This is a genomic window from Bacillus gobiensis (genome assembly GCF_001278705.1).
GTDB lineage: Bacteria > Bacillota > Bacilli > Bacillales > Bacillaceae > Bacillus > Bacillus gobiensis.
The window spans coordinates 1011889-1038455 of sequence record NZ_CP012600.1 but is presented as its reverse complement, the minus strand read 5'-3'; the positions used below and the strand labels follow the sequence as shown (position 1 = coordinate 1038455).

The window sequence follows — 26567 nt, the reverse complement described above, 5'->3', positions numbered from 1 at the left end:
GTGATCACACCGCTTTCTTTACTGAACTAATTCTTTTGTTTCTTCAAGTTTGACTGACACCAGCTTAGAGACGCCGGAACCCTGCATCGTCACTCCGTAAAGCACATCAGCCTCCTCCATCGTGCCTTTTCGGTGGGTAATGACGATAAATTGCGTTTCATGACTGTAATTCTTTAAGTATTGGGCAAATCGAAATACATTGGCTTCATCCAAGGCAGCCTCAACTTCGTCCAAAATGCAAAACGGAACGGGACGAACCTTTAAAATTGAAAATAATAGCGCAATGGCAGTCAGCGCCCGTTCACCGCCGGACAAAAGGCTGAGATTTTGAAGCTTTTTCCCTGGAGGCTGGGCGACGATATCTACACCCGAACGAAGCAGATCATCCGGATTTGTTAATTTCAGCTCCGCTCTCCCGCCGCCAAATAAAGCTTTAAAGACGGTCTCAAAATGCGAGCGAATGTCACTAAAGGTTTGACTGAACCGTTTGGACATTTCTTCATCCATTTCTTCTATCACTTTAAATAACGTTTCTTTCGCTTCTAACAAATCATCCTTTTGCTCTTTTAAAAACATGTAACGTTCGTTCACCCGCTCAAATTCTTCAATACTGCCAAGATTGACGGTCCCAAGCTCGTCAATCGCCATTTTTATTAATTTCACTTGCTTTCTTGCTTCTTCAGGCGGCGTTTCCAATGTATAGTTTTCTTTTGCAGCTTCGTAGGAAAGTCCGTACTCCTCCCTTAAAAAAGAAAGCAAATTGTCGAGTTCCACTTCCATTTTTGCTAATTTTACTTCTTGGTCTTTCAGGATGGAGGTCATTTGTTTATACAGCCTTTTTTCTTCTTTTAGCTCCGCCTCTTTTGTATCAAGACCGCTTTGAAGCTTGATGCGCTGCTCCCGCCTTGTGGAAATAAGCGCAAGAGTATTGTTTTTATCCTTTGATTTTTGGCTGGCTGCTTCCTGGAGCTTTTCTTCACCGCTTGAGCTCGAGTACATTTCATCTGTTAAAAATTTCAGATCCTCTGATGCTTGTTTATACCCTTGTTCGTTTTCTTCACGGTCCGAGTAAAATTGTTTAAGTGCCGTTTCTTCACTCGTAAGCGCCTGTTCAGCTTTAGCGATCTGGATTTTAAGCTCGGTAACTTCCGATGATATCGAATCCTTGTTTGAAGTTTGCGCCTGTTTTTGCTGATTCAATTGTTCCAGCTGCTCATCAAGCTGTTCCATTTTTTCTGTTAAGTCGGTTAAATTCCTTTGCAGCTCTTCCTTGCGCCTGTTTTTTTCAGTTTCTTCTTCCAGAAGCGTCGATTTTTCCTGATCATATAGCTCCAAATGGCGATTTATATTTTTTTCTTCGATTTGAATTTCATATAGCTCGCCTTTAAGCTCCTGCTGCTTTTCTCTTACATGCTCGCCGTTTTTGCGAAGCTCGTCAAGGCGTTTTTCTTCCTCGCCAACCGTATTTTTTAATACCTTAAGATCCTTTTCTAAAAGCTCCGTTTTTTCTTCCATATCCAAAAGGCGTGCCGATAAGGTCTCTAGCTCCCTGTTTCTTGAGAGCAAGGAAGTGTTTTTCTTTTTCATGGCACCGCCTGTCATGGAGCCTCCTGGATTGACGACGTCACCTTGCAGCGTAACAATTCTGTATCTTTGTCCAAGTCGTTTGGCGAGCTCGTTTGCTCCCTTTAGATCTTCTGCAATGAGAACTGCTCCAAGCAAATTCTGGACAACTGGCCTGTAGAGACCTTCAAATTCAATTAAATCTACGGCCACGCCAATGAATGAGCTGTTTTCTTTTGCGATTTGAATATCACGTTCTGCTATATGTCTGGCTTTCATGACATTCAACGGAAGAAACGTCGCCCTTCCAAATGAATTTTGTTTTAAATACTGAATCGCCTGGCGGGCAGAATTTTCGTTCTCTGTCACTATGTGCTGACCTGCTGCACCAAGAGCAATTTCAATCGCTGTTTCATAAGCCTCTTTTGTATTGATCAGTTCCAGGATGGCACCATGCACGCCAGAAAGCTTGCTCTTTGCCTTCAATATTTCTTTAACCCCTTGATAAAATCCTGAAAAATCCTCTTGCATGGCTTCAAGCATTTCTTTTTTTGATTTGGCCTGCTGAACGTATTGGTAGGCTTGATACAACCCCGATTCTTTTTTAGCATAAGCTTGCTTATCGTTTTCATATTTTCGCTCTGCTTCACGATAAGCCAAGACCTGCCGATTTATTTGTTCCTCAATTTGACCAAGCTGAGCCTCGCATTTCATTCGCCGATCTTTGATTTCATCACGTTCCTTAATATACTGCAAGTTGTTATCGGTAAGACGTTTTTTCTTCGCCTCATTCTGGGTCGTTTGATCTTCAATAAATTGCAGCTCGTTTCGAATGGATGCCTGGTCATTAAGCAATTCAAAATAATCGCTTTTTACCTGTTCGATTTTTCCCTCAATATTTTCGCTGTACAAGGAGAGAGAATGCTGCTTTTCTTTCAGAAGGAGCCTGATCTCTTCCGCTTTTGCCTGCAGCTCTTCAACTGCTTTGCTTTGGAGGCAGATACGGTCATCCAATTCTTTTGTTTTATCGGAATATTTAGCGATCATTTCTTCAAGCTGTTCTTGATTTTGAGTCGCATTCTTTTTTCGTTCTTTTAAAACTTCTTTTCTTCCTTCTAGCTTTTCCAGTTCTTCACTAGTCACTAATAGAATCTGCTGCAATTCGTCAACTGATTCATCCAAAGCCTGGATTTTGTCCCTCGTTTCCGAGATGTCTGCTTCCTTTGCTTGTATCGAGGCGGATGAAGCGATTTCTTTATCTTTTGCCTCTTCAACACTGCGAGACAAAGCAGTCCAGTCCTCGTTAAGTTTTTCAATATCATAGGCCGTTAGCGAAATTTCCACGTTTTCGAGCTCTGCTTTTTTATCCAAATAATCTTTGGCGATAGAGGCTTGTACCTTCAGAGGCTCGACCTGTCCTTCCAGTTCGTGTATGATGTCTTCCACGCGATTTAAGTTATCCTGGGTCTCTAAAAGCTTTGCTTCTGCTTTTTTCTTTCTTGATTTATATTTTAATACGCCGGCAGCTTCTTCAAAAATGCTTCGCCGTTCTTCTGCCTTACTGCTAAGTATTTCTTCAACCTTACCCTGGCTGATAATCGAAAAGGCTTCCTTCCCTAGTCCCGAATCCATAAATAAGTCTATAATGTCTTTTAAACGGCACGCTTGCTTGTTGATCAAAAATTCGCTTTCACCCGATCGGAAAACCCGTCTCGTTACACTGACCTCATGGTAGTCAATCGGCAAAAAGCGATCTTCATTCTCAAGCGTTAATGTAACTTCCGCAAGGTTCATCCTTTTCCTGGAATCGCTCCCGGCAAAAATCACGTCCTCCATTTTACCGCCTCGAAGCGATTTGGCAGACTGCTCACCGAGCACCCAGCGGATCGCGTCAGTAATATTGCTCTTTCCGCTTCCGTTTGGGCCGACAACAGCTGTCACGCCCTTGACAAAGTCAACAGATATTTTTTCTGCAAATGATTTAAACCCAATGATGTCTAATCGTTTGAGGAACATGTTGATCCTCCTTATGTATTTAGCGTATTACAATTTTACCATATTCCAATGAAAATTAAGAGAAAACAAATTGAAATCCCCCTTATCCTGTTGGAGGGGGATTTATTGTTTTGTATGATGTTTTTGGAGCTTCTCTAAAGCTTCCTGGGCAGCGTGCTGTTCCGCTTCTTTTTTTGAACGCCCTCTTCCTACGCCAAGGATTTCTCCACGGAGTGAAACATTTGCTTCAAACTCCCGATTGTGGGCAGGACCTTTTTCCAGCATGATTTTATATTCCAATGCTCCTTTGCCATCTCTTTGAACAAATTCTTGAAGCTGGCTTTTAAAATCCATCACATGGGAAAAAGCACCGTCATTGATTTTAGGGATCACATATTTTTCAAGAAAAACTTCCACTGAAGGTAGTCCTTGATCAAGATATAATGCCCCGATAAAAGCTTCGAACACGTCTGCCAAAAGTGCAGGACGCTTTCTTCCACCTGTCATTTCTTCCCCTTTTCCCAAAAGTACAAGCTCGCCAAACGCAAGCTCATGAGCCAAGGAAACAAGGGATGGCTCGCACACGATTCCGGCACGAAGCTTTGTTAAATCTCCTTCACTCATCGCTGGATATTTAGTAAACAAAAATTTTGATATCGTCAGCTCTAGAACGGCATCTCCTAGAAATTCCAATCTTTCATTATCCTCGAAAGGTTTTTTCCGATGCTCATTCACATATGATGAATGGGTAAATGCTTGGTACAACAGTTTTTCATTCTGAAAATGAACGGAAATTCGCTCTTGAAACTGTTTAAATTGTTCTGTTTTTCTATTCATTACTTTTTTGCCTTTGTAAGGAAAATTTTTTGACATAGTTACCTCCATTCCGGCCCGTATATGATGCCTTTAATAAACGAACTGTAGAAATTTAACATGTAAAAAGGGATAAAGCCCCGCAGAAGGGCGGGACTTTTTCGGTAGAAACTATTGCTGGTTATTTATGTAGTTCACAGCATCGCCGACTGTTGCAATTTTTTCAGCATCTTCGTCAGAAATTTCCATATCGAACTCATCTTCAAGTTCCATAACAAGCTCAACCACATCCAGGGAATCAGCACCTAAATCCTCTTTAAAGGAAGCCTCAAGTGTGACATCTGCCTCGTCAACGCCAAGACGATCCACAATGATTTTTGTGACACGTTCTAATGCGTCTGCCATAACTATTCACCTCCCCTCAAGTATTATAGTAGATCGGTTAGTAAAAAACCAGAGCAATCAAACGTTTTTTATAGAAAGACCAATTTTCATGCAAAACCTCTTATACAGTATGCATCAACCGATCGAAGCGTTACACTCCGATGGGTAAATTACATGACCATTCCGCCGTCAATGTTGATCGTTTGTCCGGTAATATACGCTGATTTTTCTGAAGCTAAAAACGTGACCACTCCGCTAATGTCATCCGGCTCCCCAAATCGGGCAAGCGGGATAACCTTCAGCATCTCCTCTTGAACCTCGTCGGACAATTTATCTGTCATGTCAGTGGATATAAATCCAGGAGCGACAGCATTTACAGTTATATTCCGGGAAGCAAGCTCTTTTGCTGACGATTTCGTTAATCCGATAACCCCGGCTTTTGCTGCGACGTAGTTTGCCTGTCCTGGATTCCCGCTTACTCCGACAATGCTGGATACATTAATGATTCGTCCGCTTCGTTGCTTCATCATTTGCCGTGTAACAGCTTTTGTACAGTTAAAGACTCCCTTTAAATTGATGTTTATGACATCATCCCATTCATTTTCCTTCATTCTCATCAATAAATTGTCCTTAGTGATCCCTGCGTTATTCACCAAAATATCAATCGAACCAAATTTTCCAACGGTTTCTTTCACCATCTTTTGAACCTCTTCTTGGCTGGATACATCCGCTTTAAAAGCAAAAGCTTCTTGTCCGAGCGATTGAATTTGATTCACAACCTCGTTTGCTTTCTCTTCATTTCCTGCATAATTGACAACCACATTTGCTCCCTGCTCGGCAAGGCTTAAAGCGATTGCTTTGCCGATTCCTCTGGAAGCTCCGGTTACGAGAGCTACTTTGTTCTCAAGCATCTACGCTTCCTCCTTTAATGTTTTCACCGCAAGCTCTATCGACTCAGGGTCTGATACGGCAATTGTTTTCGCCCGGCGGTTAATTTTCTTCACAAGCCCTGAAAGCACCTTTCCAGGTCCGATTTCAATAAACGTATCAACATCGTGATCCAGCAGTCTTTGGATACTTTCTTCAAAGCGAACCGGAGAATAGAGCTGTTCAATTAATTTCTTTTTAATCTCTTCGCTTTCTTGCATCACGTCACTGGTAACATTAGATACAACTGGAATGTTTGCGTTGTTAATTGCGCAGTTGTCAAGCACCTCTCGCAATTTATCAGCAGCAGGCTTCATTAAATCGGAGTGAAACGGTCCGCTTACATCTAGTGGAATTACCCGTTTTGCCCCTTTTTCTTTTGCAAGCTCTGACGCAAGCTCTACGCCTTTTGCGGTTCCGGAGATAACAATCTGGCCCGGGCAGTTAATATTGGCTAGCTGAACTAAATTCCCTTCAGTCGTGATTTGTTCGGCCACTTCTTTTAACAAAGCTGTATCCATTCCTAAGACTGCAGCCATTGCCCCTTCACCTGCAGGCACCGCTTCGTTCATAAATTCTCCGCGCTTCTTTACTGTATAGACTGCTTCTTCAAATGAAATAGCGCCGGTAGCCACTAAAGCTGTATATTCACCTAAGCTGTGGCCTGCCGTAAAATCCGCTTTAATTCCAAATGTTTCAAGTTTTTTAAGAATAGCAATGCTTGTCGTAAGCAGTGCAGGCTGCGCATTGTATGTAAGTGTTAATTCTTTGCTGTCTCCGTTAAAGATAAGGTCACTCAACTCGAAATTAAGCGTCTGATCCGCTATTTCAAAAATGCTTCGTGCGGATTCATCGCTTTCATATAAAGCTTTCCCCATGCCAATTTGCTGGGATCCTTGTCCGGGAAACAAAAAAGCGATTTTTCCCATACTATTCCCTCCAATTAATTATCTTTCTTGCTAATGCCTTCAGTAATAAAGGATGTTACGTTTTGGCTGACCATTTCTCTCGCCTGCCGGATCGCATGGTATACCGCATCTGAATTAGAAGACCCGTGAGCCTTGATGACCGGCGCTTTTAAACCAAAGAGTCCCGCTCCCCCATATTCAGAGTAATCCATTTTTTTTCTCATCTCTAATAGCTTTGGTTTTAGAACAGCGGCTGCCAGCTTTGCACTAACGCTTGATGTAAGAGAAGATTTTAGCATTTGAAACAATGAAAGAGCAGTGCCTTCCACTGTTTTCAAGGCGACATTCCCTGTAAATCCGTCAGTCACAATGACGTCAGCCACGCCTCCAAGCATATCTCTAGATTCAACGTTGCCTATGAAATGAAGATCGGACTCTTTTAAAAGCGTAAAGGCACCCTTCGTTAATTCGTTCCCTTTTTTATCCTCAGTTCCGACATTCAGAAGGCCGACCCGCGGCTTTTTGATCGTCATTACCCGTTCTGCATACACGGATCCCATCATTGCATATTGCAGGAGATGCTCAGGCTTCGCGTCTACGTTTGCCCCAACATCCAAAAGCAAAAATCCTTCTGCATTTATCGTTGGCAAAGTAGGAGCAAGAGCCGGGCGGTCGATTCCGTCAATTCGGCCAACGATAAACAAACCAGCTGTCATAAGCGCTCCCGTATTTCCTGCGGAGATGCATGCATCTGCCCGCTTCTCGGCTACTTCCTTCGCCATGAGGACCATAGAAGAATTCTTCTTTCTTCTCACCGCGCGCACCGGCTCATCCGTGGCTTCTATCACTTCATCTGCATGAAGAATCGTCAATCGTTCTGTGGAAGTTAATTTGCTTTCAATCGTTTGTTTATCGCCCACAAGTGTAATTTCAAGATCCTTAAATGCTTGAATCCCTTTCGTCACACCTTCGATGACTGCATCAGGAGCATTGTCTCCTCCCATTGCGTCTACTGCAATTCTCATTCGAATTTCCACCTTTTACGTTTGTTTTGAGCGATACATTTCAAAGGTGCCTGAAAATACAAGTTCTTCTGAAACGTAGCTGTTTACTGCGACTGCAGTCCACCCTTTTGGTTTATCCAAATTCATAACTTTTGCTTTCGCTACGACCCGTTCTCCCTGCTTAACCTGCCTGGAAAATCGGATGCTCGCTTTTGCAGTAAGGGCAAGCTCATCATCTATGACAGCAACTGCCAGCGAATTTGCTTGGGCAAATAAATGATGCCCCCTTGCGATTTGGTTGCGGCTGAACACGTGCTCATCTTTTATCTCTAAAATTGATATCGCCTGCTCATCCAGATTTAAATCAACAATTTCACCGATCACTTCATCGATCGGCAGGGATTTCACCTCGTCCTGGAGCGTTTGTTCAGCAACTGATTTAATTCGTTCTCTAAGCTCAGGAATGGAAAGCTCCAATCGGTCTAATCTTATCGTCTGTATGCTGACTTCAAATTTCTCTGCAAGCTCTTCATCTGTTATGAATGGTGTCGACCGTATGGTTTGCTGAAGCAGTTCCTGGCGTTCTTTTTTATTTTTTCTCATCGTTTTTCACACCATCCGCGGAGAAATTAGTTCATATGATAATCAGTGTGGTTAACTAAGTGTGAAACCTAAGACGTCCGTTGTAATGAATTCAATCCAATACGTCATCACCTGTCACTGATTAAATTCTTCGTATTATGACTAGGTCCTAACAGTAGTATATAATCTCATAGATTAGAATGCAATGGAATCCCGGCAGATTCCTAATCGACCGCATGCTCTGCTTAAACTATGGAAAAAAGCATCATGTGCGGTCGGGAACACCATTTGTTCGCTATTGGACAAAATGCCTCTCACGAAGGAATCCTCTTTTATATAGTATGAAAATCAACTGAGCTTTTCACCTTTTAGCGCCCCGCTGTTCTCTAAATAAATCCTAAGTGCTGAATATTCTTGCTCCGTCCAAAAAGTGTTCGAGGATATGAGTTCGGCTGCATCTCGCCTTGCCGTTTCAAGGGCGCGGTAGTCATGAACCATATCGGCAACTTTGAAATCAGGAAGCCCGCTTTGTTTTCTGCCAAAAAAATCCCCCGGTCCGCGCAGCTCCAAATCTTTTTCGGACAGCTTAAAGCCATCTGTCGTTTCGGTCATTATTCTCATCCGTTCTTTGCCTGTTTCAGATTTGGGATCAGCCATTAAAATACAGAAGGACTGATTATCTCCCCTTCCTACCCGCCCTCTTAGCTGGTGCAGCTGGGATAATCCGAAGCGGTCGGCATCATAAATGACCATAATGGAGGCGTTTGGCACATTGACCCCTACCTCTATGACCGTCGTAGATACTAAGATGTGGCATTCATTTCCGCTGAAGCTTCTCATGATCTGTTCTTTTTCATCTGCAGGCAGCTTTCCATGCATAAGCCCTACCTTCCATCGGCCGTTAAGCGCATGAGTGAGCATACTATGAACGTCAAGTGCGTTCTGGACATCCAGTTTTTCAGACTCTTCGATTAAAGGGCAAACGACATAAGCTTGCCTCCCTTTGCGAAGCTCTTTTTCAACAAAAGCAATGATTCTTTCCAACATATCGTGCTTTACCCAGTATGTTTCAATTTTTTTTCGTCCGGCTGGAAGCTCATCAATGACAGAAACATCCATTTCACCGTAGACAGTAATCGCCAGCGTCCTCGGAATAGGTGTCGCCGTCATAAACAGTACGTCCGGATCCTTGCCTTTGCTTTTTAGTTTTTTTCTTTGCTCGACGCCAAATCGGTGCTGTTCATCCGTGATGACGAGGCCGAGCTGCTTGAATTCCACTTCTACTTGAATGACAGCGTGCGTACCGACGAGAATTTGAATCTCACCGCTTTTTAAACGTTCAAGCAGCTCTTTTCTCGCTTTGCCCTTTACAGAACTAGTCAACAGGCCGATCTGAATTTGATGTTGTTCAAACATGGCATGCAAGGAATCGGCATGCTGCTCAGCAAGGATTTCAGTCGGAACCATCATTGCACCCTGATACCCCGAAACACATGCACCGTATAATGCAATGGCAGCCACAGCTGTTTTGCCAGAGCCGACGTCTCCCTGCAACAGTCGATTCATCGTATGCGGTGATGCCATATCACCAATAATTTCGTTTAACGATTTCGATTGGGCTTCTGTAAGGGAATAAGGCAGTCTATTAATAAACGGATCTAGATCAGTTTTCCTAAGCTGATGCTGGATTCCTATTGAGCGTTCTCTTTGAATTTTTCGGAAAGCTTGCATTTTTAATTGGAAGAGAAGAAATTCTTCATAAATAAAACGGCGGCGCGCATGTTTCAAAGACTCTCGATCTTTCGGCGCGTGTATAATAGTAAGCGCATCCTTATAATCAGGCAGCTTGTATGTCGTCCTCAATCGGTTCGGCAATGGATCCTGTACATCATTAGCATATTGGTTCAATGCTTCCTGAATGTATCGTCTCATCATTTTCACGGTAACTCTTTCTTTTACCGAATAGATGGGCTCTATTGTGCCATCCGAATCGTATGTACCGATTTTCAGCTCGTTCATCGTGACAGCTTGCCTGTTTTTATCCCACTTCCCTGAAACCGATACTAATGCGTTAAGCTCCAGTTTTTTCTTCAAATAAGGCCGATTAAAACAGATCACCGTTATTAGGAAGTTTTCCGTCAGCAGCCTGAAGGTAAGGCGCGACCGTTTTTTTCCGTAATAGGTAAGAGAAGGCTCGCTGTGAACCTTCCCTTCAACTGTAACGTTTTCATCATGCTTTACTTCTTCAAGATTCCGAGCCTCATAATCTTCATAACGATAAGGAAAATAGTTCAAAAGATCGGAAACGGTATAGATTCCAAGCTCATTTAATACTTTTGCGGTTTCTTCCCCAATTCCTTTAATTACGGAGATAGGATCCTGCAGATTCTTTTTCACGGTTTCCATACTTCCCTTGCGAATAACTTTTTTTCCAGCCCTCTTCCGGTAAGAGTGGACGTATAACCATTTCGGCATGCCATTCGTAAAGCAGCCGGTACCTTCCGGACGAATTTATACATCGCATTGGCGGCCCCATCCCTAGGAATCCTGCTAATAAATCCGATGAAAGTAATGGCTGGCTGGGTTATATCAAAAACGTTTCTGTATTCCATCACTTGTCTTCCCCTCTCGTCAAGTGAGTGTGATCGCATAATTATATTCATAATATCAGACTAATCGGTCTCTGAAATAATGGCAAGCCGCGTGCCGCCAAAACTTCAATATCGGAGAAAATATAAATAGAAGAGCAAACCGCTCTTCTATTGTTTCAAAATTATTCGACCGCAATAATGTAGGAGTATAGCGGCTGATTTCCATGATGAATTTCAACTTCCATCTCCTCAAACCTGCTGTTTGCAAATGAAGCCAAATCTTCTGTTTCATTCTCCGCGACATCCTGCCCTACAATGATGGTGACAATTTCGTCGTCACCGTCAATCATTTTTTCCAATAGGCTCTTGGCCGCTTCTAAATGATTTTCTGCTGTCGCCACAATCTTCCCGTCCATAATACCCATGTAGTCATCTTTTTTAATTTGATGGCCATCTATCTGAGTATCTCTTACCGAATAGGTGACTTGACCGGCTTTCACATGATTGATAGCCTCGTTCATTCTATTTTCATTGTCAGCCGGTCCGGTGTCGGGATTGAATGCAAGCAAGGCAGACATTCCTTGAGGCACATTTTTTGTCGGAATAACGAAAACTTTCTCCTCCAGCACGCTGGCAGCCTGATTAGCAGCCATTACTATATTCGAATTATTCGGCAGAATATATACTGTTTTTGCGTTTGCCTGCTTAACAGCTTCGAGAATATCCTCAGTACTCGGGTTCATCGTTTGCCCGCCTTCAATGACAGAAGAAGCTCCCAAGCTTTTAAAGAGTTCGGTTATCCCATCTCCCATGGCAACTGTTACGATGCCATATTCGTTTTTTTCCTTCCTCGAAGTCCGTTCTGTTTGTTTGTTTAAGAGGCTTGTGTGTTGTTCTCTCATGTTTTCTATTTTAATATTGACCAAACTCCCGTATGTTTGCCCATAATTGAGTGCTTCCCCCGGGTGCTCTGCATGAATGTGAACCTTTGCCAGGCTTTCATCTGCAATGACAAGCAATGAATCACCAAATTGGCTTAAGTCTTCACGAAATTTTTCTTCGTTGAATGGCTCTTTTTCATCTTCCAATTTCACCATGAACTCAGTACAATAGCCAAACTCAATATCTTCAGTGTTCATATGGCTTTGCGCGCTTTTATGGTGCTCAGCCTTAACAAGATCTCCTAAGGAAGGAAGAGATGCGTCACTCTTTAAAAGCTTTTCTCCCTTTAAAGAAGCCAAAAATCCTTGGTAGACATACACCAGGCCTTGACCGCCGCTGTCCACAACCCCGACTTCCTTTAAGACCGGAAGCAGATCGGGGGTGCGTTTTAAAGAGCTTGAAGCTTCTGCCGCTACCGTCTCCATGATTTTAATAATATCCTTCTCGTTTTCCGCTTCTGAAATCGCTTTCTTGGCTGCATCTTTCGCTACAGTTAGTATTGTTCCTTCGACAGGCTTCATCACTGCTTTATAGGCTGTGTCGACTCCTGCTTGAAACGCTCTGGCAAATTGGACCGAATCAATCGTTTGCTCTTGTTCTATTGATTTACCAAACCCTCTAAATAGCTGAGAAAGAATGACTCCAGAATTTCCGCGCGCACCCATCAGCAATCCTTTGGACAGGTTTTTGGCTACTTGGCCGATATGATCGGAATCTGTCATTTCTACTTCTTTTGCACCTGAAGTCATTGATAAATTCATATTTGTGCCCGTATCGCCATCCGGCACTGGGAATACATTCAATGCATCCACAACATCGGCGTTTTGTGAAAGATTGTGCGCGCCGGATAAAATCATGTCCGCAAATGCTTTCCCATCAAGTCTTTCAATTGCCACTGAAAATTCCTCCTAACTACGGGTTCGTCACTCGTACTCCCTGTACATATATATTAACAGAGTCTGCCGCTAACCCTACTGTATGGTCTAACGTGTATTTAACTTTATTCTGTACATTATGTGCTACCTCAGATATTTTTGTCCCATAGCTGACAATGATGTACATATCGATATGTAGCCGGTCATTTTCTTGCCTTACGAGGACTCCTTTGCTAAAGTTTTCTTTACGAAGAATCTCTGTGAGTCCATCTTTAATTTGATTTTTAGAAGCCATTCCCACGATTCCGTAACAATCAATCGCGGCTCCTCCGGCAACCATTCCAATTACCTCATTCGAAATATCAATTTGTCCGTATTTTGTCTGTAATTCAATGGACACGTTGGTCCCTCCTTTTTAAGTTGGGCTGAGATACAACTATTCTACTATACGAACCATTGATTTAAAAGAAATGAACAGGAAAAGAAACAAATCGAAAGTCGTTTATACTTATACTACAAGAAAATTTTCATTTCAAGTTGTCAAGGAAAATTTCTTTAAAGCAAGTGTTGCAAGGCTTGCAAACGGTATAGCCCTGTGGTAAATTATTAACGTATCTAAAACCATCTATTCAACACAAGTTTTCGTTTAGATGTTTTTCGCAGTTAGGAGGGAAACAAATGGCACGCAAATGTGTGATTACAGGTAAAAAAACTCACGCTGGAAATTCTAGATCTCACGCAATGAATGCATCAAAACGTACGTGGGGAGCGAACCTTCAAAAAGTTCGTATTTTGGTTAACGGAAAGCCAAAAAAAGTGTATGTATCTGCTAGAGCTTTGAAATCCGGAAAAATTGAACGGGTATAACCGTTTATGATTTTTAAATGAGCAACAAAGAACGCCTTCTCATTCGAGAGGCGTTTTTCCTTGTCTTCAATATCTCATAGCTTTATTCTTTTCTAAAAGTGCCAAGCATCGCCCGAACGATTCCACCGATAAACTTAGGCAGCTTAATGGTATAAAATTTCATTTCCATTCCCTCCTCAGATGTAACGGCATCCCCTTGTATGCAAGCCTACAAATAAAATATTAGTCAGAACTCCTTACCATTATTAATATGCCATTAGTAAAGGAAAAAGTACCTATTGAAAAATTCAGCTCGTTACTAATACATAGTGTGGAACCAGGCTCAATATGCATGTTATCCAAAGAATATTTAAAGCCTTCAAGGGTTAATCCCCGTACTTTTTCGGAAAAAGGGAGAAATGAAATATATTTTTTTGCCGAGTCTTTTTCTACAGTGTAGCTGCCCGGGGAAAACATTTGGATCCGATTTTGTTTATCGATGAGCACCATCTGAGTTTTGGTATTTATACTTTTACATAATAGCTGAATATTTACTAACGCATGATCCATCCGCCCGCCGGTAATTCCAAACAACAGCAGCTCCTTTGGCGATTGGCTTAAAGCCCAGTCGACAGCAATTTCAAGATCAGTTTGGTCTTTCTCTCTTTGGTAAATATGAATATGACTTGCTTTTCTTTCGATGATATCCTTTTCAACAAGTGTAATACTGTCAAAATCGCCAAAGGCTTCTTGCGGCATGATCCCGCTATTTACTAAATAAACTGTTCCTTTGTCTACACCCGCCCATTGAGTGCCTTTTTCATCGTATTCTCTTAAATCCGGGAGCAGATTTTCTGGACCACCGGCAACAATGCAAACTCTCTGCACAACGATTTCCGCCTTTTAGTTTACATAATTTTATTATTTATAACTAAGCATTCAACGATTTCTTAATTGTCTCAATCGCTTTTTTACGATCATTTTGATTAAAAACTGCTGAACCGGCTACTAAAAGGTTCGCTCCAGCATCTACGCATGACTTGGCAGTTTCAACGTTTACTCCACCATCTACTTCAATTAACAAATCCTTTTTTCCTATTTTCTCAGCAAGGTGAGCGACCTCGGAAATTTTTGATAATACATCCGGAATAAACGACTGTCCTCCGAAACCGGGATTTACTGTCATTAATAGCACCAAATCAACCTCGGCAATCACGTGTTGGATGCTTTGGACTGGCGTGTGCGGGTTAATTACAACGCCCGGCTTTACCCCATTGTCTTTAATAAGCTGGATTGTTCTGTGAAGGTGAGGGCAAGCCTCTACATGAACGGACAAAATATCAGCACCCGCTTTCGAAAATGCTGGGATGTACTGATCTGGATTCTCGATCATCAAATGAACATCTAACGGAAGCTGTGTGACAGGTCGGATTGCCTCAACAATTAATGGGCCGATTGTAATGTTTGGAACAAAATGCCCGTCCATTACATCGACATGAATATAATCCGCCCCTCCTTTTTCTACATCAATAATTTCATCAGCCAATTTTGCAAAATTCGCGGATAGGATGGAAGGTGCTATTTTTGTCATTTTTTAATACCTCGGCTTTCTATCTTTTATTTCTGAGAAAAACTCCACATAATGATTGTATCGATAAGAAGGAATTTCATGCGCTTCGACAGATTCTTTTACAGCACAACCCGGCTCTTTTATATGCATGCATCCTCTGAACTTGCAGCCGGCTCCAATGTCATGAATGTCTAAAAATGCAGATTCAAGTTCTTCTAGCGTCAGATCTGTAAATTCCAATGAGCTAAACCCAGGAGTGTCAGCGACAAGTCCGCCGCCAATGCTTAATAACTCCACGTGCCGCGTCGTATGCTTTCCCCTTCCAAGATGAGAAGATATGTCATCTGTTTTCAATTGCAGCTTCGGGCTAATCGCATTTAACAGCGAAGACTTGCCAACACCCGACTGTCCTGCAAAAACAGTAATTTTATTGTCGAAATCCCTTCTAACATCAAGTATACCTGTATCGTCTTTGGTCGAAGTTAAATAAACGGAATAGCCAATATTTCGATACTCCTCAGCGATGTTATTCAGTTGTTGTTTCAATGGTTCTTCGGCTAAATCCATCTTTGTTATGCAGACAATTGGGATAATGCCGTTTGACTCAACCAGCACTAAAAAACGGTCCAAGAGTGCCGTACTAAATGTTGGTTTCGCAGCTGAACATACAAGCACCGCCTGATCGACGTTGCTGATTGGCGGACGGATTAGTTCGTTATCACGTTTTTTAATTTCAAGCAAATAACCCTCTTTATCGTTATCCGCTTGATAGACAACATGATCCCCCACCAAAGGGGTTATTTTGTTTTTTCTGAAATTACCTCTTCCCCTGCATTGAACGATCTGAGGGTTGCTGCTTTCTGATTTGTCATCCAGTACATAATAAAAACCGCTTAGCGCTTTAATAATTTTGCCCTCCGGCATACCCTTCCTCCTTGTTTTTTCCAGGTTGGTTCGTCTAACAATCTACGGTTTGAAATTCATTTTTTACTCAGGATATTCGATTGTTTTCGAACTGACGAGTCGATTGTTAATTGTCACTTGATAATACCCTTTTTGGTCAGGTGCGATTTTAAATTCGATAGATCTTTTGGCCGGCTCCGTAATTGTGAACGTTTCATATGGATCGGATATGCTATGCTCGGCATCGTCAATCGATATCTGTACACTCAATTCCTCACCGGGTGTAGCCGGCTCATAAGGTATGTCTACTTCCTCAGTGACTGTTTTGATCGGTTTTTCCTCTGGTCCAAGGGAAAATGTCAATTCAATTTCGTCTCCCGGCTTCACAGATTCCCCTGCGGCCGGCTTTTGCTCAATGACCTGTCCTTCTGCAATATCCTCTGAATGGGCTTCCTTCTCAGCCATTTTTAAACCGTTATCATCTAAATATGCAGCTGCCGCCTGTTTGGAATAGGTTTGCAAATCCCGCAATTCAATCTCTTCAGGTCCCTTGCTGACTGTTAAGACAATTTCGTCATCTTCAGGAACGACATTGCTGTCAGCAGACGGAGCCTGGTCGATGATCGTACCGACTTCACTATCATCATTGACTTCTTCTGTCCGGATACGCTGAAACCCTTTGCGTGTCAAAGTTTCTTTTGCACGATCTATATTTTCCCCGATTAGGTTGTCTAATTGTACAGTTTCTTTCCCTGTGCTTTCATAAAGCTGGATCTGGCTGCCTTCCTTGACAACGGTGCCTGTTTGCGGGTTCGTCCGTACGATCTTGCCGGCTTCAATCGTTTCATCTTTAATTTTAAACGAATCTCCCGCGACTACGAGTCCTTTATCCTTAAGGATATTATTTGCTTCATCTACTTCTAGTCCGGAAACATCCGGCACCTCCACATCCGGAGGGAAAAATATAGAAGGATATACGAAGACAGCGAGTACACCTGATGCAATCAGCATGAGAAAAATTGTCAGCAAAACAATCGGCCATTTTTTCTTCTTTTTCTTAGGTTTCTTCTGATCCTCTTTCTGATTGGCTCCTTCGCCTTCCGTTGAATGCTGCGCTTGATTTTTTTGTCCATGGACTAGAGTTTCTTCTGAATGAACGTGCGAATCTTTAATAACAGGAATTGCTTTTGTCATTTCATCATCTGCCGGGATCGTAAACCGATTTTCGTTTAACCGCTCCGGGTCAAATGCCGACCGTAAGTCCTGTTCCATTTCTTCTGCAGAATTATATCGGTGAAAAGGATCCTTCGCCATCGCTTTTAATATGATGTTTTCCAGACTTTGCGGGACTAAAGGGTTCCACCTTTTTGCTGATGGCGTATCGGATTGCAAATGTTTTAACGCTATGCTGACGGCTGATTCACCTTCAAACGGCATCCTTCCTGTCACAAGCTCAAATAAAACAATTCCGAGCGCATAGATATCCGATTTTTTTGTAGCTAGTCCGCCTCTTGCCTGTTCCGGCGACAAATAATGGACAGATCCGAGAACCGCATTGGTATGGGTGATAGTACTCGAGCTGAGAGCCATTGCAATTCCAAAATCGGTTACTTTTACTTCACCGAAATGATTAATTAATATGTTATGGGGTTTGATGTCTCTGTGTACGATATGGTTTTGATGCGCATGCTCCATTGCAGAAACAATCTGTTCCATAATCTGGGCTGCTTCTTGCGGATGAAGCGGTCCATTTACTTTTATGTATTCCTTTAAGGTCATGCCTTCAACATATTCCATAACAATGTAGTAAATGTCGCCCTCTTCACCTACATCATAAATGCTTACGATATTCGGATGGTCGAGACTTGTTGCAGATTGGGCTTCCCTTCGAAACCGACGGATAAAATCATTATCATTCACAAAATCAAACCGGAGAACTTTTATCGCTACCTCACGATCAAGTATCATGTCCTCGGCCAAATAAACATTCGCCATTCCGCCCCCGCCAATAACGCGAAGAACTTGGTAACGTCCGCTGATTCGCTTTCCGATTAACACGATGCTTCACCTTCTTGGGAAGGAAGTTCCAGTATGGCCACCGTAATATTATCTTCTCCTCCATTTTGATTTGCGATATCTATTAACACCGAAGCTTTTTCTTCAAGGGAAATCTCATTTTTAAGAATTTCAGCTATCTCGTTTTCATCGACTTTATCTGTTAATCCGTCCGAGCATAATAAAAGCAGCTCATTATTTTCAAATTCAATCGTACGAACATCAATTTCAACAGATTGATCGGTGCCAAGCGCTTTCGTAATGACATTTTTTCTCGGATGGTTCTCAGCATCTTCTTTAGACAGACTGCCAGTACGCACGAGCTCATTCACGAGAGAATGGTCCTCGGTAACCTGGCGCAAGCTTCCTTCGCGCAAAAGATAGCATCTGCTGTCGCCGATATGAGCAATTGTAACGAAGCTTCCGGTAAACAGCGCACAAACTATCGTTGTACCCATCCCTTGACATTCAGGATGGATGGCTGCGTAATCGTAAATGACTTGATTGACTGTCTTGATTTTTTCAGAAAGCCAAGCCTCTGCATCAGCCGGGGTTTTTGGTCTCAGTTCTTCTTGTACCCAAAAATCTTTTAAAGTGGACACAGCCATCCTGCTTGCAACTTCACCGGCGAGATGTCCTCCCATGCCATCCGAAACCACAGCTAACAAATTGTCTTTTTGGCCATTGAAAATACCGCCATCATCTTCGTTATGGGGACGGACTCTCCCTTTATCCGTTAGAAAAACTGTATTCAATATGATTTTCACCTCATTTCTTCTTGGCGTATCTCACTCACTTGTACAAGTGCAGCCACTCGGCCGCAGCCTTGCTTTCTCGTCCACTGTCCCATTTGTTACACCTTCCTTTTCATGCTGCAAATAAAAAATCCGTCCGTACCAAAATAGTGGGGGAGAAGCTGAATACGTCCATCATTGCAATAGTTTTCAACTTTTTTGGGAAGCCTGTCCTTCAGCGCACAATCCACTTCAAATTCCGGATGTTCCTTTAAGAAAGCATGAATTACTTGTTCGTTCTCCGTTGGGTCCATTGTACACGTACTGTAAACAAGTGTACCACCTTTTTTTAATGTTCCCGAAACGCTATTTAGTATAGAAGCTTGAATCTCGGCAAGACGTTCATTGTCATCTGGCGTTTTGCTGTATTTCACGTCCGGTTTTCTCCGGATAACACCAAACCCGGAACACGGAGCATCAACCAAAATTTTATCAAAGCTCTCCTTTGCCAGTGACATTGCAGCCTCCCTTGCATCCATTTGGCGAGTTTCCACGATATCTAGAGCAAGCCTTTCGGCAGCTTGGTTGATCAATTTCATCTTATGTTTATGGAGGTCCAAAGAGAGAATGTGTCCGGTGTTATTCATCATTTCAGCCATATGGGTTGATTTCCCACCTGGAGCAGCACAGGCATCCAGCACGGTTTCTCCCGCCTCTACACCAAGAGCTCTTGCAACTAACATCGAGCTTTCATCTTGAATCGTCACATAACCTTCTTTAAAAAATCTGCTGTTAGCAATCGTTCCTTTTTCCAGCTTAATCGCATTGGGCGACAAGTCTCCTTCAGCAACCTGATACCCTTCCTCATGTAATTCTTGCATAAGAGTCTCTTTATCTGTTTTCAGCTGATTCACACGAAGCGTCTGTTTTGGCGGCACTAAATGAATATGGCAAATTTTTTCCGTCTGCTCATATCCATACGAATTCACCCACTTTTGAACGAGCCATTCAGGGTGGCTCGTTTTTATCGCAAGTCGTTTCACCTGATCCTTTATATCATCAAAAGAGGGAACTCCTTCTCGTTGAATGGAACGAAGCACACCGTTTACGAAGGATGCCGTCCCTTTATGGCCTCTGTTCTTTGCAATTTCAACCGCTTCATAGAATACGGCCCGATCAGGAATTTTTTCTAAATACACCATTTGGTATAAAGAAAGTCTCAATAAATTACGAACCCATTGATCCACTTTTTTTGGTTTCTTTACAAATGGAGCGAGCATAAAATCAAGTGCGAGTTGATTTTGCAACGTTCCGTAAACCAATTCTGTCAGCAGGGCGCGGTCCGTGTTTATCATCTCCTTCTGTTTAATTACGGATTGAAGGAGAAGGTTGCTGTACGCCTGATTCTGTTCAAGCTTTAGTAATGCATCTAACGCAACATCTCTTACATTCATTTTTTTCATTTTGCTTTCATCCCTAGTTTCATTCCAATATGTAAATCAGCGCCTCGCAAAAATTCTTCTCCCGTCATCCTTCTTTTTCCAGACGGTTGAAGTTCGGTAATTTTTAACGCGATATCGTTTCCGGTAGAGACGACAAACCCGTCAAAATCTACTCCGATTATTGTTCCGGGTTCTCTCTTATTTTCATTTTTTAGCTTTTCAGCCCTCCATACCTTCAACACATTGCCATTAAAGATTGTATATGCGACAGGCCATGGATTCAGGCCTCTGATTTGGTTATATAAGTCATCTCCATTTTTTGACCAATCAATAACCTCTTGCTCTCTTTTAATATTCGGAGCATAGGTCGCTTTCGTATCGTCTTGCTGTTCAGGCTTGATTTTTCCTTCGATTAAATCCGGGATCGTTTTAGATAAAAGTTGCGAACCTGATACGCTCAGCTTATCATGGAGTGTTCCGACCGTATCTTGTTCTTCGATGACAACCTCTGCTTTAGTGAGAATATCGCCGGCATCTAATTTTTCTGCCATGTACATAATTGTGATCCCGGTCTTTTTCTTGCCCTCCAGAATCGCATAATGAATGGGAGCACCTCCGCGAAGCTCCGGCAAAAGAGAAGCGTGAACATTAATACAGCCGAGTCGCGGGGCATCAAGAAGCTGTTTAGGAAGAATTTGTCCGAATGCTGCAGTAACGATTAAATCAGGCTGTAAATCAATAATTTTTTTCAGCTCATTTTCATCTCTAACTCTTTCAGGCTGCAAAACCGGAATATCGTGCAGGAGAGCCTCTTCTTTAACAGGAGGCGGTGTCAACTCTTTTTTCCTTCCTTTTGGTCGATCGGGCTGGGTCACTACAGCCACAACCTCATAGCCGTCATGAAGAAGCGTTTTTAAAATCGGCACCGAAAAACCCGGTGTGCCCATGAAAACGATTCGTATCATTTTATCATCCTTCCATTTCTTCTAATTCGTGTGCTTCGTAGTATCGATTCACTTTGGAAGTAAATAATACGCCTTCCAAATGGTCAATTTCATGCTGTATCGCTCTGGACAAAAATCCGCTCGCTTCAATTTCAAACGGTTTTCCATGCCGGTTCAATGCCTGTACCTTTACATAATCAGGTCTTGTCACTTCACCGTACAGCCCAGGAAAGCTGAGGCAGCCTTCAGGACCCGTTTGCTCTCCTTTTGCTTCTATGATTACTGGATTCACCAGCTCGATTTTTCCTGATTCTTCGCCAATGTCGACTACCGCAATTTTTTTGGATAATCCGATTTGCGGTGCTGCGAGACCTACCCCGTCATTTTCGACCATTGTCTCATACATATCAGATAGAAGCTTTTTTAATTTATTGTCAAACACAGTCACCTGCTCTGCTGCTTGACTAAGCACAGCCGCAGGGTGAAAAACTATCGCTTTTATTGCCAAATGAATACCTCCGAACTCATTTTCTTACATCATCATATATGGATTCATGTCTATTGTAATGAACAAATCGTCATTTTCGGTGTTCGAATGCCCCAAAACTTGCTCTAGCAATGGGATCAGCTTCGTTTCATGCTTGTATTTTATCATGCATTGATACCGATATCTATCTTTGATCCGGGCAATTGGCGAGGCAGAAGGGCCAAGAATAACAGTGTCCTTGTCAGTATTCCCTTTTAAAAATCCTGCGATTTTCTCCGCCGCTAATGCAGCTTTCATGACTTCTTTATGTGAGATATTAACCATTGCCAAATAATAATAGGGCGGATAGGATTGATGCCTCCTATTTTGCATTTCCTGCATAAAAAAAGTATGGTAGTCATGATCTTTCGTTAATTGAATGCTGTAATGCGATGGCTCATAGGATTGAATGATGACTTGACCCATCTTTTCGTGCCTGCCAGCCCTTCCGCTTACTTGCGTTAAAAGCTGAAAGGTTTTTTCTGCTGACCTAAAGTCCGGAATATGAAGCATCGTATCGGCGCTTAGCACTCCGACAAGGGTAACATTTTTGAAATCCAGCCCTTTAGCGATCATCTGCGTTCCCAATAAAATATCCGCTCCGCCGTTTCCGAAGGACGTGAGGAGCTTTTCATGGGCACCTTTTCTTGAGGTCGTATCAACATCCATACGGATTACTCGGGCTTCTGGCAACACTTTCGTCAATTCCTCTTCTACCCTTTGAGTGCCTGTCCCAAAATAGCGAATATGCTCGCTTGCACATTCCGGGCATTGATTCGGTATACCTTCTTCGTGCCCGCAATAATGACATTTTAAGCTGCTGCTATGCCGATGATAAGTTAGAGATATTTCACAATGAGGGCATTTGACGACATGGCCGCAATCTCTGCACATAATAAAGGCGGAATAGCCGCGTTTGTTCAAGAACAATACTGCTTGTTCTTTCTTTGCCAAAGTCTGCTGGAGTTTTTCCATAAGATTCACAGAAAACATCGAACGGTTTCCTTTTCTCATTTCTTCTCTCATGTCTACCACTGTTATTTCGGGCATAGTTTGGCGGTTCACTCGATTCGGAAGCGACAAAAGCTTGTAGACACCTTTTTTTGCTCTGGCAAACGATTCCAGGGACGGTGTTGCGCTCCCAAGAACGATAGGGCATTTATGATAGTCGCCCCTTTGAATTGCCACATGTCTTGCATGATACCTCGGAGTTTCCTCTTGTTTGTATGAAGCTTCATGCTCCTCATCAATGATGACCATGCCAAGATTTTCAAACGGGGCAAAAACAGCCGACCTCGCTCCCACGACTAGCCGTACTTCTTTCCTTTGAATTTTCCGCCACTCATCGTATTTCTCTCCAGCAGACAGCCCGCTGTGCATGACAGCAACAAGGCTTCCAAATCTGCTTTTGAACCGCTCAACCATTTGCGGTGTCAGCGATATTTCAGGGACGAGCACGATTGCTTCTTTTCCTTTATTCAAGACCTGTTCTATGATCTGCAAATAAACCTCCGTTTTGCCGCTGCCAGTCACACCATGAAGTAAAAAAACATCGTGCGCCTGCATTTCAACCGATTTTTTTATCGCTTGGTAGGCGGACTCCTGATCAGATGTTAAAGGAAGTGAAAACTCTTTTTTATAAGCTTTGTCTTCAAAAGGATCTCTGTAAACCTCCTGCTTTGTCTCTTTTAAAAATCCTTTATCAATTAATGTTCGTAATACAGCAGAGGAGCTTCCCGTCATTTTATTAAGCTCGGCCGCAGGTATCGCGGTTTGATCCTCTGCTTCAATAAAAAACGTCAAAACTTCTTTTTGCCTTTTTGCATTGGCAGAAAGGTTCTGCAGAGCATCTTTAAGCTTCTCTTTAGGCATCATAGGTTCAATGAAGCTTATTTTTTTCTCTGATGTCTTTTGGGCAACTTTATACACAATCTCCAAGTTACCGTGTTGGACCTGCTTTTGAATTTCCTTAAGCAGCTTACTATCTGTAATATCTTTTACGTTTACTGATTGTTGATCGGCAAATAACGTTTTGATTGATTCAGGAAGGGAATCACTTGATCGTACACGAAGTTCTTTATCGTATTTAGCTTTAAGTGCCGATGGTAGCATGGCTTGAAGGGTGCGGATTTGCAATGAGAGGGTCCGCTTGCTGAGCCATTCGGAAAGGCTCAGCAATTCGTTTGTAAGTGCTGGTGTTAAATCAAGCAACCCTTCAATATCTTTTATCAAGTTCGCCTGCAAGTCTGTCTCATTTTTAAGACCAATGACAAATCCTTGAATTTTCCTGGGCCCGAACGGAACAACGACCCTCATCCCCCTTTTGATAATCCCGATCCATCTTTCCGGTATTCGATAATCAAAAGGTTTGTCGATATTTTTTGATGTCACATCAACAATCACTTCTGCATAGCTCATTGCGTATCCCCGGATTCAGTTAATAGATGAATGATTTTATCTATAATTTCTTTTGCTACTTGCTGCTTCGTTAGCATAGGATATGTTTTTTTGCCGCCATCTTTGCCGTATAAGGTTACAATATTCGTATCTGATCCGAATCCGGCGCCTGCTTGGCTGATATCGTTGGCAACAATCAGATCAAGATTTTTCGATTCTAATTTTTTACTTGCATATTCTTCTATATCTTTTGTCTCGGCTGCAAAACCAACAAGAATTTGCCCCGTCTTTTGCTTTCCGAGTTCTTTTAAAATGTCCACGGTCCGTTCAAACTCGATTGAAAGAGTGTTATCCGTTTTTTTCATTTTATGATCATAAGGATACTTTGGCCTATAGTCAGCGACTGCCGCTGTTTTAATCACAACATCCGCATGGGGAAAATGGGCCATAACAGCTTGATGCATTTCTTCAGCCGTTTCAATGTTTATGACCTCACAGCCGGAAGGAGGAGAAATCTTGGTCGGCCCTGTTACCAGGGTTACATGTGCACCACGGCTTACTGCTTCTTCTGCAATGGCATAGCCCATCTTTCCAGTGGAATGATTGGTAAAAAACCTGACTGGATCAATCGCCTCCCTCGTTGGCCCTGCCGTAACGAGTACTTGTTTCCCTTTTAGCGGGCCATTTGCTTGCGAAAAGTAAGATGAGATTAATCCTGCTATTTTTTCTGGCTCCTCCAGACGGCCTTTACCTACATAACCGCAAGCGAGATAGCCTTCTCCAGGCTCAATAAAACGACACCCATCTTGATAGAGCGTCATTATATTCCGTTTAACCGCCGGATGGTCATACATATGGACATTCATTGCAGGAGCAATCCAAACAGGAGCCGTAGTTGCAAGCAGCGTAGTTGTCAGCATGTCATCAGCAATTCCTCCCGCAAGCTTTCCGATCACATTGGCTGTAGCGGGTGCTACGATAACTAAATCAGCCCAATCTGCCGCATCAATGTGTGAAATGACCTCCGGATTCTTCTCTTTAAATGTATCTGTATATACTTCGTTTCTCGATAACGCCTGAAATGTAAGCGGCGAAACGAATTTGGTTGCCGATTCAGTCATGATCACCCTTACCGATGCCCCTTGCTGAACAAGCTTGCTCGTCAAAGCAGCCGCTTTATATACTGCGATTCCCCCGCTTACTCCTAATAGAATATTGCGATTTTTAAGCATCATTTTTTCCCTCCCGCGCTCGTTTGAAAAAAATAACAACCTATTAAATAGGTTGTTATTTCACATTTATCTCACATTAACATGCAGTAAGATCCCCGCCTCAATGTTCTCAAGATTCGATGGAAAGGGGGATTAACTGCCCGTAACAGCTAAGGTTGGCTTTATCTAACACTCAGTGAGGGATGAAAGAAACCTCAGCTGATTGAAGATTCACTTTATTCTTGGTTGTCTGTCTCAAATGATAGCAGTCCCGCATCAATTTCCTCAAGTGCTTTGCCTACAAACTTATGAGATTTTGGCCGTTCGATTTGCTGATCACGATGAATTTGCATTTCTCGGGCACGTCTGGCTGCCACAGTGACCAAAGTATATTTTGAATCTAATTTTTTCATTAATGAATCGATTGACGGATCTAACATAAATTACTCTACCTCCAGCATCTTCTTGTATCTAGGCGCTACTCGTTCACGTTTCAAATGTTCGGCCAACACAATGGCTTTAATACGTTCACACGCTCGCTCCACGTTATCGTTTTCCACGACGTAATCGTAAGCGTCCATCATTTCAATCTCAATTTTAGCCGTTTTCATCCGGTTTTCAATTAACGCGTTCGTTTCTGTCCCTCTTGTTACAATACGGTTTTTAAGCTCCGAAAGACTAGGCGGCGCAAGAAAAATAAACAGCCCTTCAGGAAATGCATTTCTGACCTGCAATGCTCCTTGAACCTCGATTTCCAGAAATACATCCTTCCCATTTTGCAGGGTTTGCTCAACATAGTCAACAGGCGTACCGTAATAATTTCCTACGTATTCTGCCCATTCTAAAAGCTTATTTTGTGCAATCATTTCTTCAAACTCTTCCCGAGTTTTGAAAAAATAATCAAATCCGTTTCGCTCACCCTGCCTCGGTTTTCTAGTTGTGACTGAAATCGAATATTCAAAATCCGTATCTTCTTGTGAAAATAGTGCTTGTCTTACCGTCCCTTTTCCTACTCCGGAAGGTCCGGAAAGAACAATTAATAGTCCTCTTTCTACCATAGCGGCTGTTTACCCCTGCCCTTCATACATAATATCTTCTTTAACTGAAACTCGCTGTGCCACTGTTTCGGGCTGGACGGCAGACAAAATGACATGGTCACTGTCCATAATAACAACCGCTCTGGTTCTTCTGCCATATGTAGCATCAATCAGCCTTCCGCTGTCTCTTGCATCCTGAATCATGCGTTTAATAGGTGCAGACTCAGGGCTGACAATGGAGATGAGCCGGTTGGCGGATATAATATTTCCAAATCCGATATTGATCAGTTTTATCGTCATCCTCTGTTCCCCCTGTGG

The 26567-nt window shown here is 42.5% G+C and carries 26 protein-coding genes; 1 reads left to right on the top strand and 25 read right to left on the bottom strand.

Annotated elements, in window-relative coordinates; translation table 11 throughout:
* Positions 1-18: 18 nt before the first annotated feature.
* From smc to AM592_RS05015, 11 genes are all read right to left on the bottom strand, one after another.
* Positions 19-3579 carry a chromosome segregation protein SMC gene (smc, locus tag AM592_RS05065; protein WP_053602781.1) on the bottom strand — a complete coding sequence of 1187 codons (3561 nt, stop codon included), beginning with the start codon at positions 3577-3579 and terminating at the stop codon, positions 19-21.
* A 102-nt stretch (positions 3580-3681) separates the two neighbouring features.
* Complete coding sequence (gene rnc / locus AM592_RS05060; protein WP_053602780.1) at positions 3682-4431, bottom strand: ribonuclease III; 750 nt, start codon at positions 4429-4431, stop codon at positions 3682-3684.
* A gap of 111 nt (positions 4432-4542) precedes the next feature.
* Entirely contained in the window at positions 4543-4776 is a 234-nt protein-coding gene (acpP, locus tag AM592_RS05055; RefSeq protein WP_053602779.1) for an acyl carrier protein, read from the bottom strand.
* A 149-nt stretch (positions 4777-4925) separates the two neighbouring features.
* Positions 4926-5666, bottom strand: coding sequence for a 3-oxoacyl-[acyl-carrier-protein] reductase (gene fabG / locus AM592_RS05050; RefSeq protein ID WP_053602778.1), 741 nt, complete (start codon positions 5664-5666; stop codon positions 4926-4928).
* On the bottom strand, positions 5667-6611 hold the full coding sequence (gene fabD, locus AM592_RS05045; protein ID WP_053602777.1) for an ACP S-malonyltransferase: 945 nt from the start codon (positions 6609-6611) through the stop codon (positions 5667-5669).
* A gap of 14 nt (positions 6612-6625) precedes the next feature.
* Positions 6626-7615 carry a phosphate acyltransferase PlsX gene (plsX, locus tag AM592_RS05040; RefSeq protein WP_053602776.1) on the bottom strand — a complete coding sequence of 330 codons (990 nt, stop codon included), beginning with the start codon at positions 7613-7615 and terminating at the stop codon, positions 6626-6628.
* Between the two features lie 15 nt (positions 7616-7630).
* Positions 7631-8197 carry a transcription factor FapR gene (gene fapR, locus AM592_RS05035; RefSeq protein WP_053602775.1) on the bottom strand — a complete coding sequence of 189 codons (567 nt, stop codon included), beginning with the start codon at positions 8195-8197 and terminating at the stop codon, positions 7631-7633.
* Positions 8198-8524: 327 nt separating this feature from the next.
* Positions 8525-10573 carry an ATP-dependent DNA helicase RecG gene (gene recG / locus AM592_RS05030; protein ID WP_053605990.1) on the bottom strand — a complete coding sequence of 683 codons (2049 nt, stop codon included), beginning with the start codon at positions 10571-10573 and terminating at the stop codon, positions 8525-8527.
* Positions 10570-10788 (bottom strand): hypothetical protein, encoded by a 219-nt coding sequence (locus AM592_RS05025; protein ID WP_053602774.1) that lies wholly within the window; start codon positions 10786-10788, stop codon positions 10570-10572. Before AM592_RS05025 ends, recG begins: the two co-directional genes overlap by 4 nt.
* Before the next feature lie 161 nt (positions 10789-10949).
* Positions 10950-12605: a DAK2 domain-containing protein gene (locus AM592_RS05020; RefSeq protein ID WP_053602773.1), complete on the bottom strand. Its 1656-nt coding sequence runs from the start codon at positions 12603-12605 to the stop codon at positions 10950-10952.
* A gap of 16 nt (positions 12606-12621) precedes the next feature.
* Positions 12622-12984 (bottom strand): Asp23/Gls24 family envelope stress response protein, encoded by a 363-nt coding sequence (locus tag AM592_RS05015; protein WP_053602772.1) that lies wholly within the window; start codon positions 12982-12984, stop codon positions 12622-12624.
* Between the two features lie 278 nt (positions 12985-13262).
* Between AM592_RS05015 and rpmB the strand changes: the two genes are divergently transcribed.
* Entirely contained in the window at positions 13263-13451 is a 189-nt protein-coding gene (gene rpmB / locus AM592_RS05010) for a 50S ribosomal protein L28 (RefSeq protein WP_053602771.1), read from the top strand.
* 82 nt (positions 13452-13533) lie between these two features.
* Here rpmB and spoVM read toward each other — a convergent pair whose 3' ends face one another.
* The 14 genes from spoVM to remA form a co-directional block, all read right to left on the bottom strand.
* Positions 13534-13614: a stage V sporulation protein SpoVM gene (spoVM, locus tag AM592_RS05005; RefSeq protein WP_053602770.1), complete on the bottom strand. Its 81-nt coding sequence runs from the start codon at positions 13612-13614 to the stop codon at positions 13534-13536.
* A 59-nt stretch (positions 13615-13673) separates the two neighbouring features.
* Entirely contained in the window at positions 13674-14318 is a 645-nt protein-coding gene (locus AM592_RS05000) for a thiamine diphosphokinase (protein ID WP_053602769.1), read from the bottom strand.
* Between the two features lie 43 nt (positions 14319-14361).
* On the bottom strand, positions 14362-15021 hold the full coding sequence (rpe, locus tag AM592_RS04995; protein WP_053602768.1) for a ribulose-phosphate 3-epimerase: 660 nt from the start codon (positions 15019-15021) through the stop codon (positions 14362-14364).
* Between the two features lie 3 nt (positions 15022-15024).
* On the bottom strand, positions 15025-15924 hold the full coding sequence (gene rsgA / locus AM592_RS04990) for a ribosome small subunit-dependent GTPase A (RefSeq protein WP_053602767.1): 900 nt from the start codon (positions 15922-15924) through the stop codon (positions 15025-15027).
* Between the two features lie 63 nt (positions 15925-15987).
* On the bottom strand, positions 15988-17961 hold the full coding sequence (gene pknB, locus AM592_RS04985) for a Stk1 family PASTA domain-containing Ser/Thr kinase (RefSeq protein WP_053602766.1): 1974 nt from the start codon (positions 17959-17961) through the stop codon (positions 15988-15990).
* On the bottom strand, positions 17955-18713 hold the full coding sequence (locus tag AM592_RS04980) for a Stp1/IreP family PP2C-type Ser/Thr phosphatase (protein WP_245212780.1): 759 nt from the start codon (positions 18711-18713) through the stop codon (positions 17955-17957). The genes pknB and AM592_RS04980 overlap by 7 nt, the downstream gene beginning before the upstream one ends.
* A gap of 98 nt (positions 18714-18811) precedes the next feature.
* Positions 18812-20155: a 16S rRNA (cytosine(967)-C(5))-methyltransferase RsmB gene (gene rsmB / locus AM592_RS04975; RefSeq protein WP_053602765.1), complete on the bottom strand. Its 1344-nt coding sequence runs from the start codon at positions 20153-20155 to the stop codon at positions 18812-18814.
* The gene (gene fmt, locus AM592_RS04970) at positions 20152-21099 is read right to left on the bottom strand and encodes a methionyl-tRNA formyltransferase (protein WP_053602764.1); all 948 of its coding nucleotides are present in this window, start codon (positions 21097-21099) and stop codon (positions 20152-20154) included. Before fmt ends, rsmB begins: the two co-directional genes overlap by 4 nt.
* Positions 21100-21103: 4 nt before the next feature.
* Positions 21104-21586: a peptide deformylase gene (def, locus tag AM592_RS04965; protein ID WP_053602763.1), complete on the bottom strand. Its 483-nt coding sequence runs from the start codon at positions 21584-21586 to the stop codon at positions 21104-21106.
* A 24-nt stretch (positions 21587-21610) separates the two neighbouring features.
* On the bottom strand, positions 21611-24022 hold the full coding sequence (gene priA, locus AM592_RS04960) for a primosomal protein N' (protein WP_053602762.1): 2412 nt from the start codon (positions 24020-24022) through the stop codon (positions 21611-21613).
* The gene (gene coaBC / locus AM592_RS04955) at positions 24019-25233 is read right to left on the bottom strand and encodes a bifunctional phosphopantothenoylcysteine decarboxylase/phosphopantothenate--cysteine ligase CoaBC (RefSeq protein WP_053605988.1); all 1215 of its coding nucleotides are present in this window, start codon (positions 25231-25233) and stop codon (positions 24019-24021) included. The genes priA and coaBC overlap by 4 nt, the downstream gene beginning before the upstream one ends.
* A 215-nt stretch (positions 25234-25448) precedes the next feature.
* On the bottom strand, positions 25449-25652 hold the full coding sequence (gene rpoZ, locus AM592_RS04950; RefSeq protein ID WP_053602761.1) for a DNA-directed RNA polymerase subunit omega: 204 nt from the start codon (positions 25650-25652) through the stop codon (positions 25449-25451).
* A gap of 3 nt (positions 25653-25655) precedes the next feature.
* Positions 25656-26270, bottom strand: coding sequence for a guanylate kinase (gene gmk, locus AM592_RS04945; protein WP_053602760.1), 615 nt, complete (start codon positions 26268-26270; stop codon positions 25656-25658).
* Between the two features lie 9 nt (positions 26271-26279).
* On the bottom strand, positions 26280-26549 hold the full coding sequence (gene remA / locus AM592_RS04940; protein ID WP_053602759.1) for an extracellular matrix/biofilm regulator RemA: 270 nt from the start codon (positions 26547-26549) through the stop codon (positions 26280-26282).
* Positions 26550-26567: the final 18 nt, after the last annotated feature.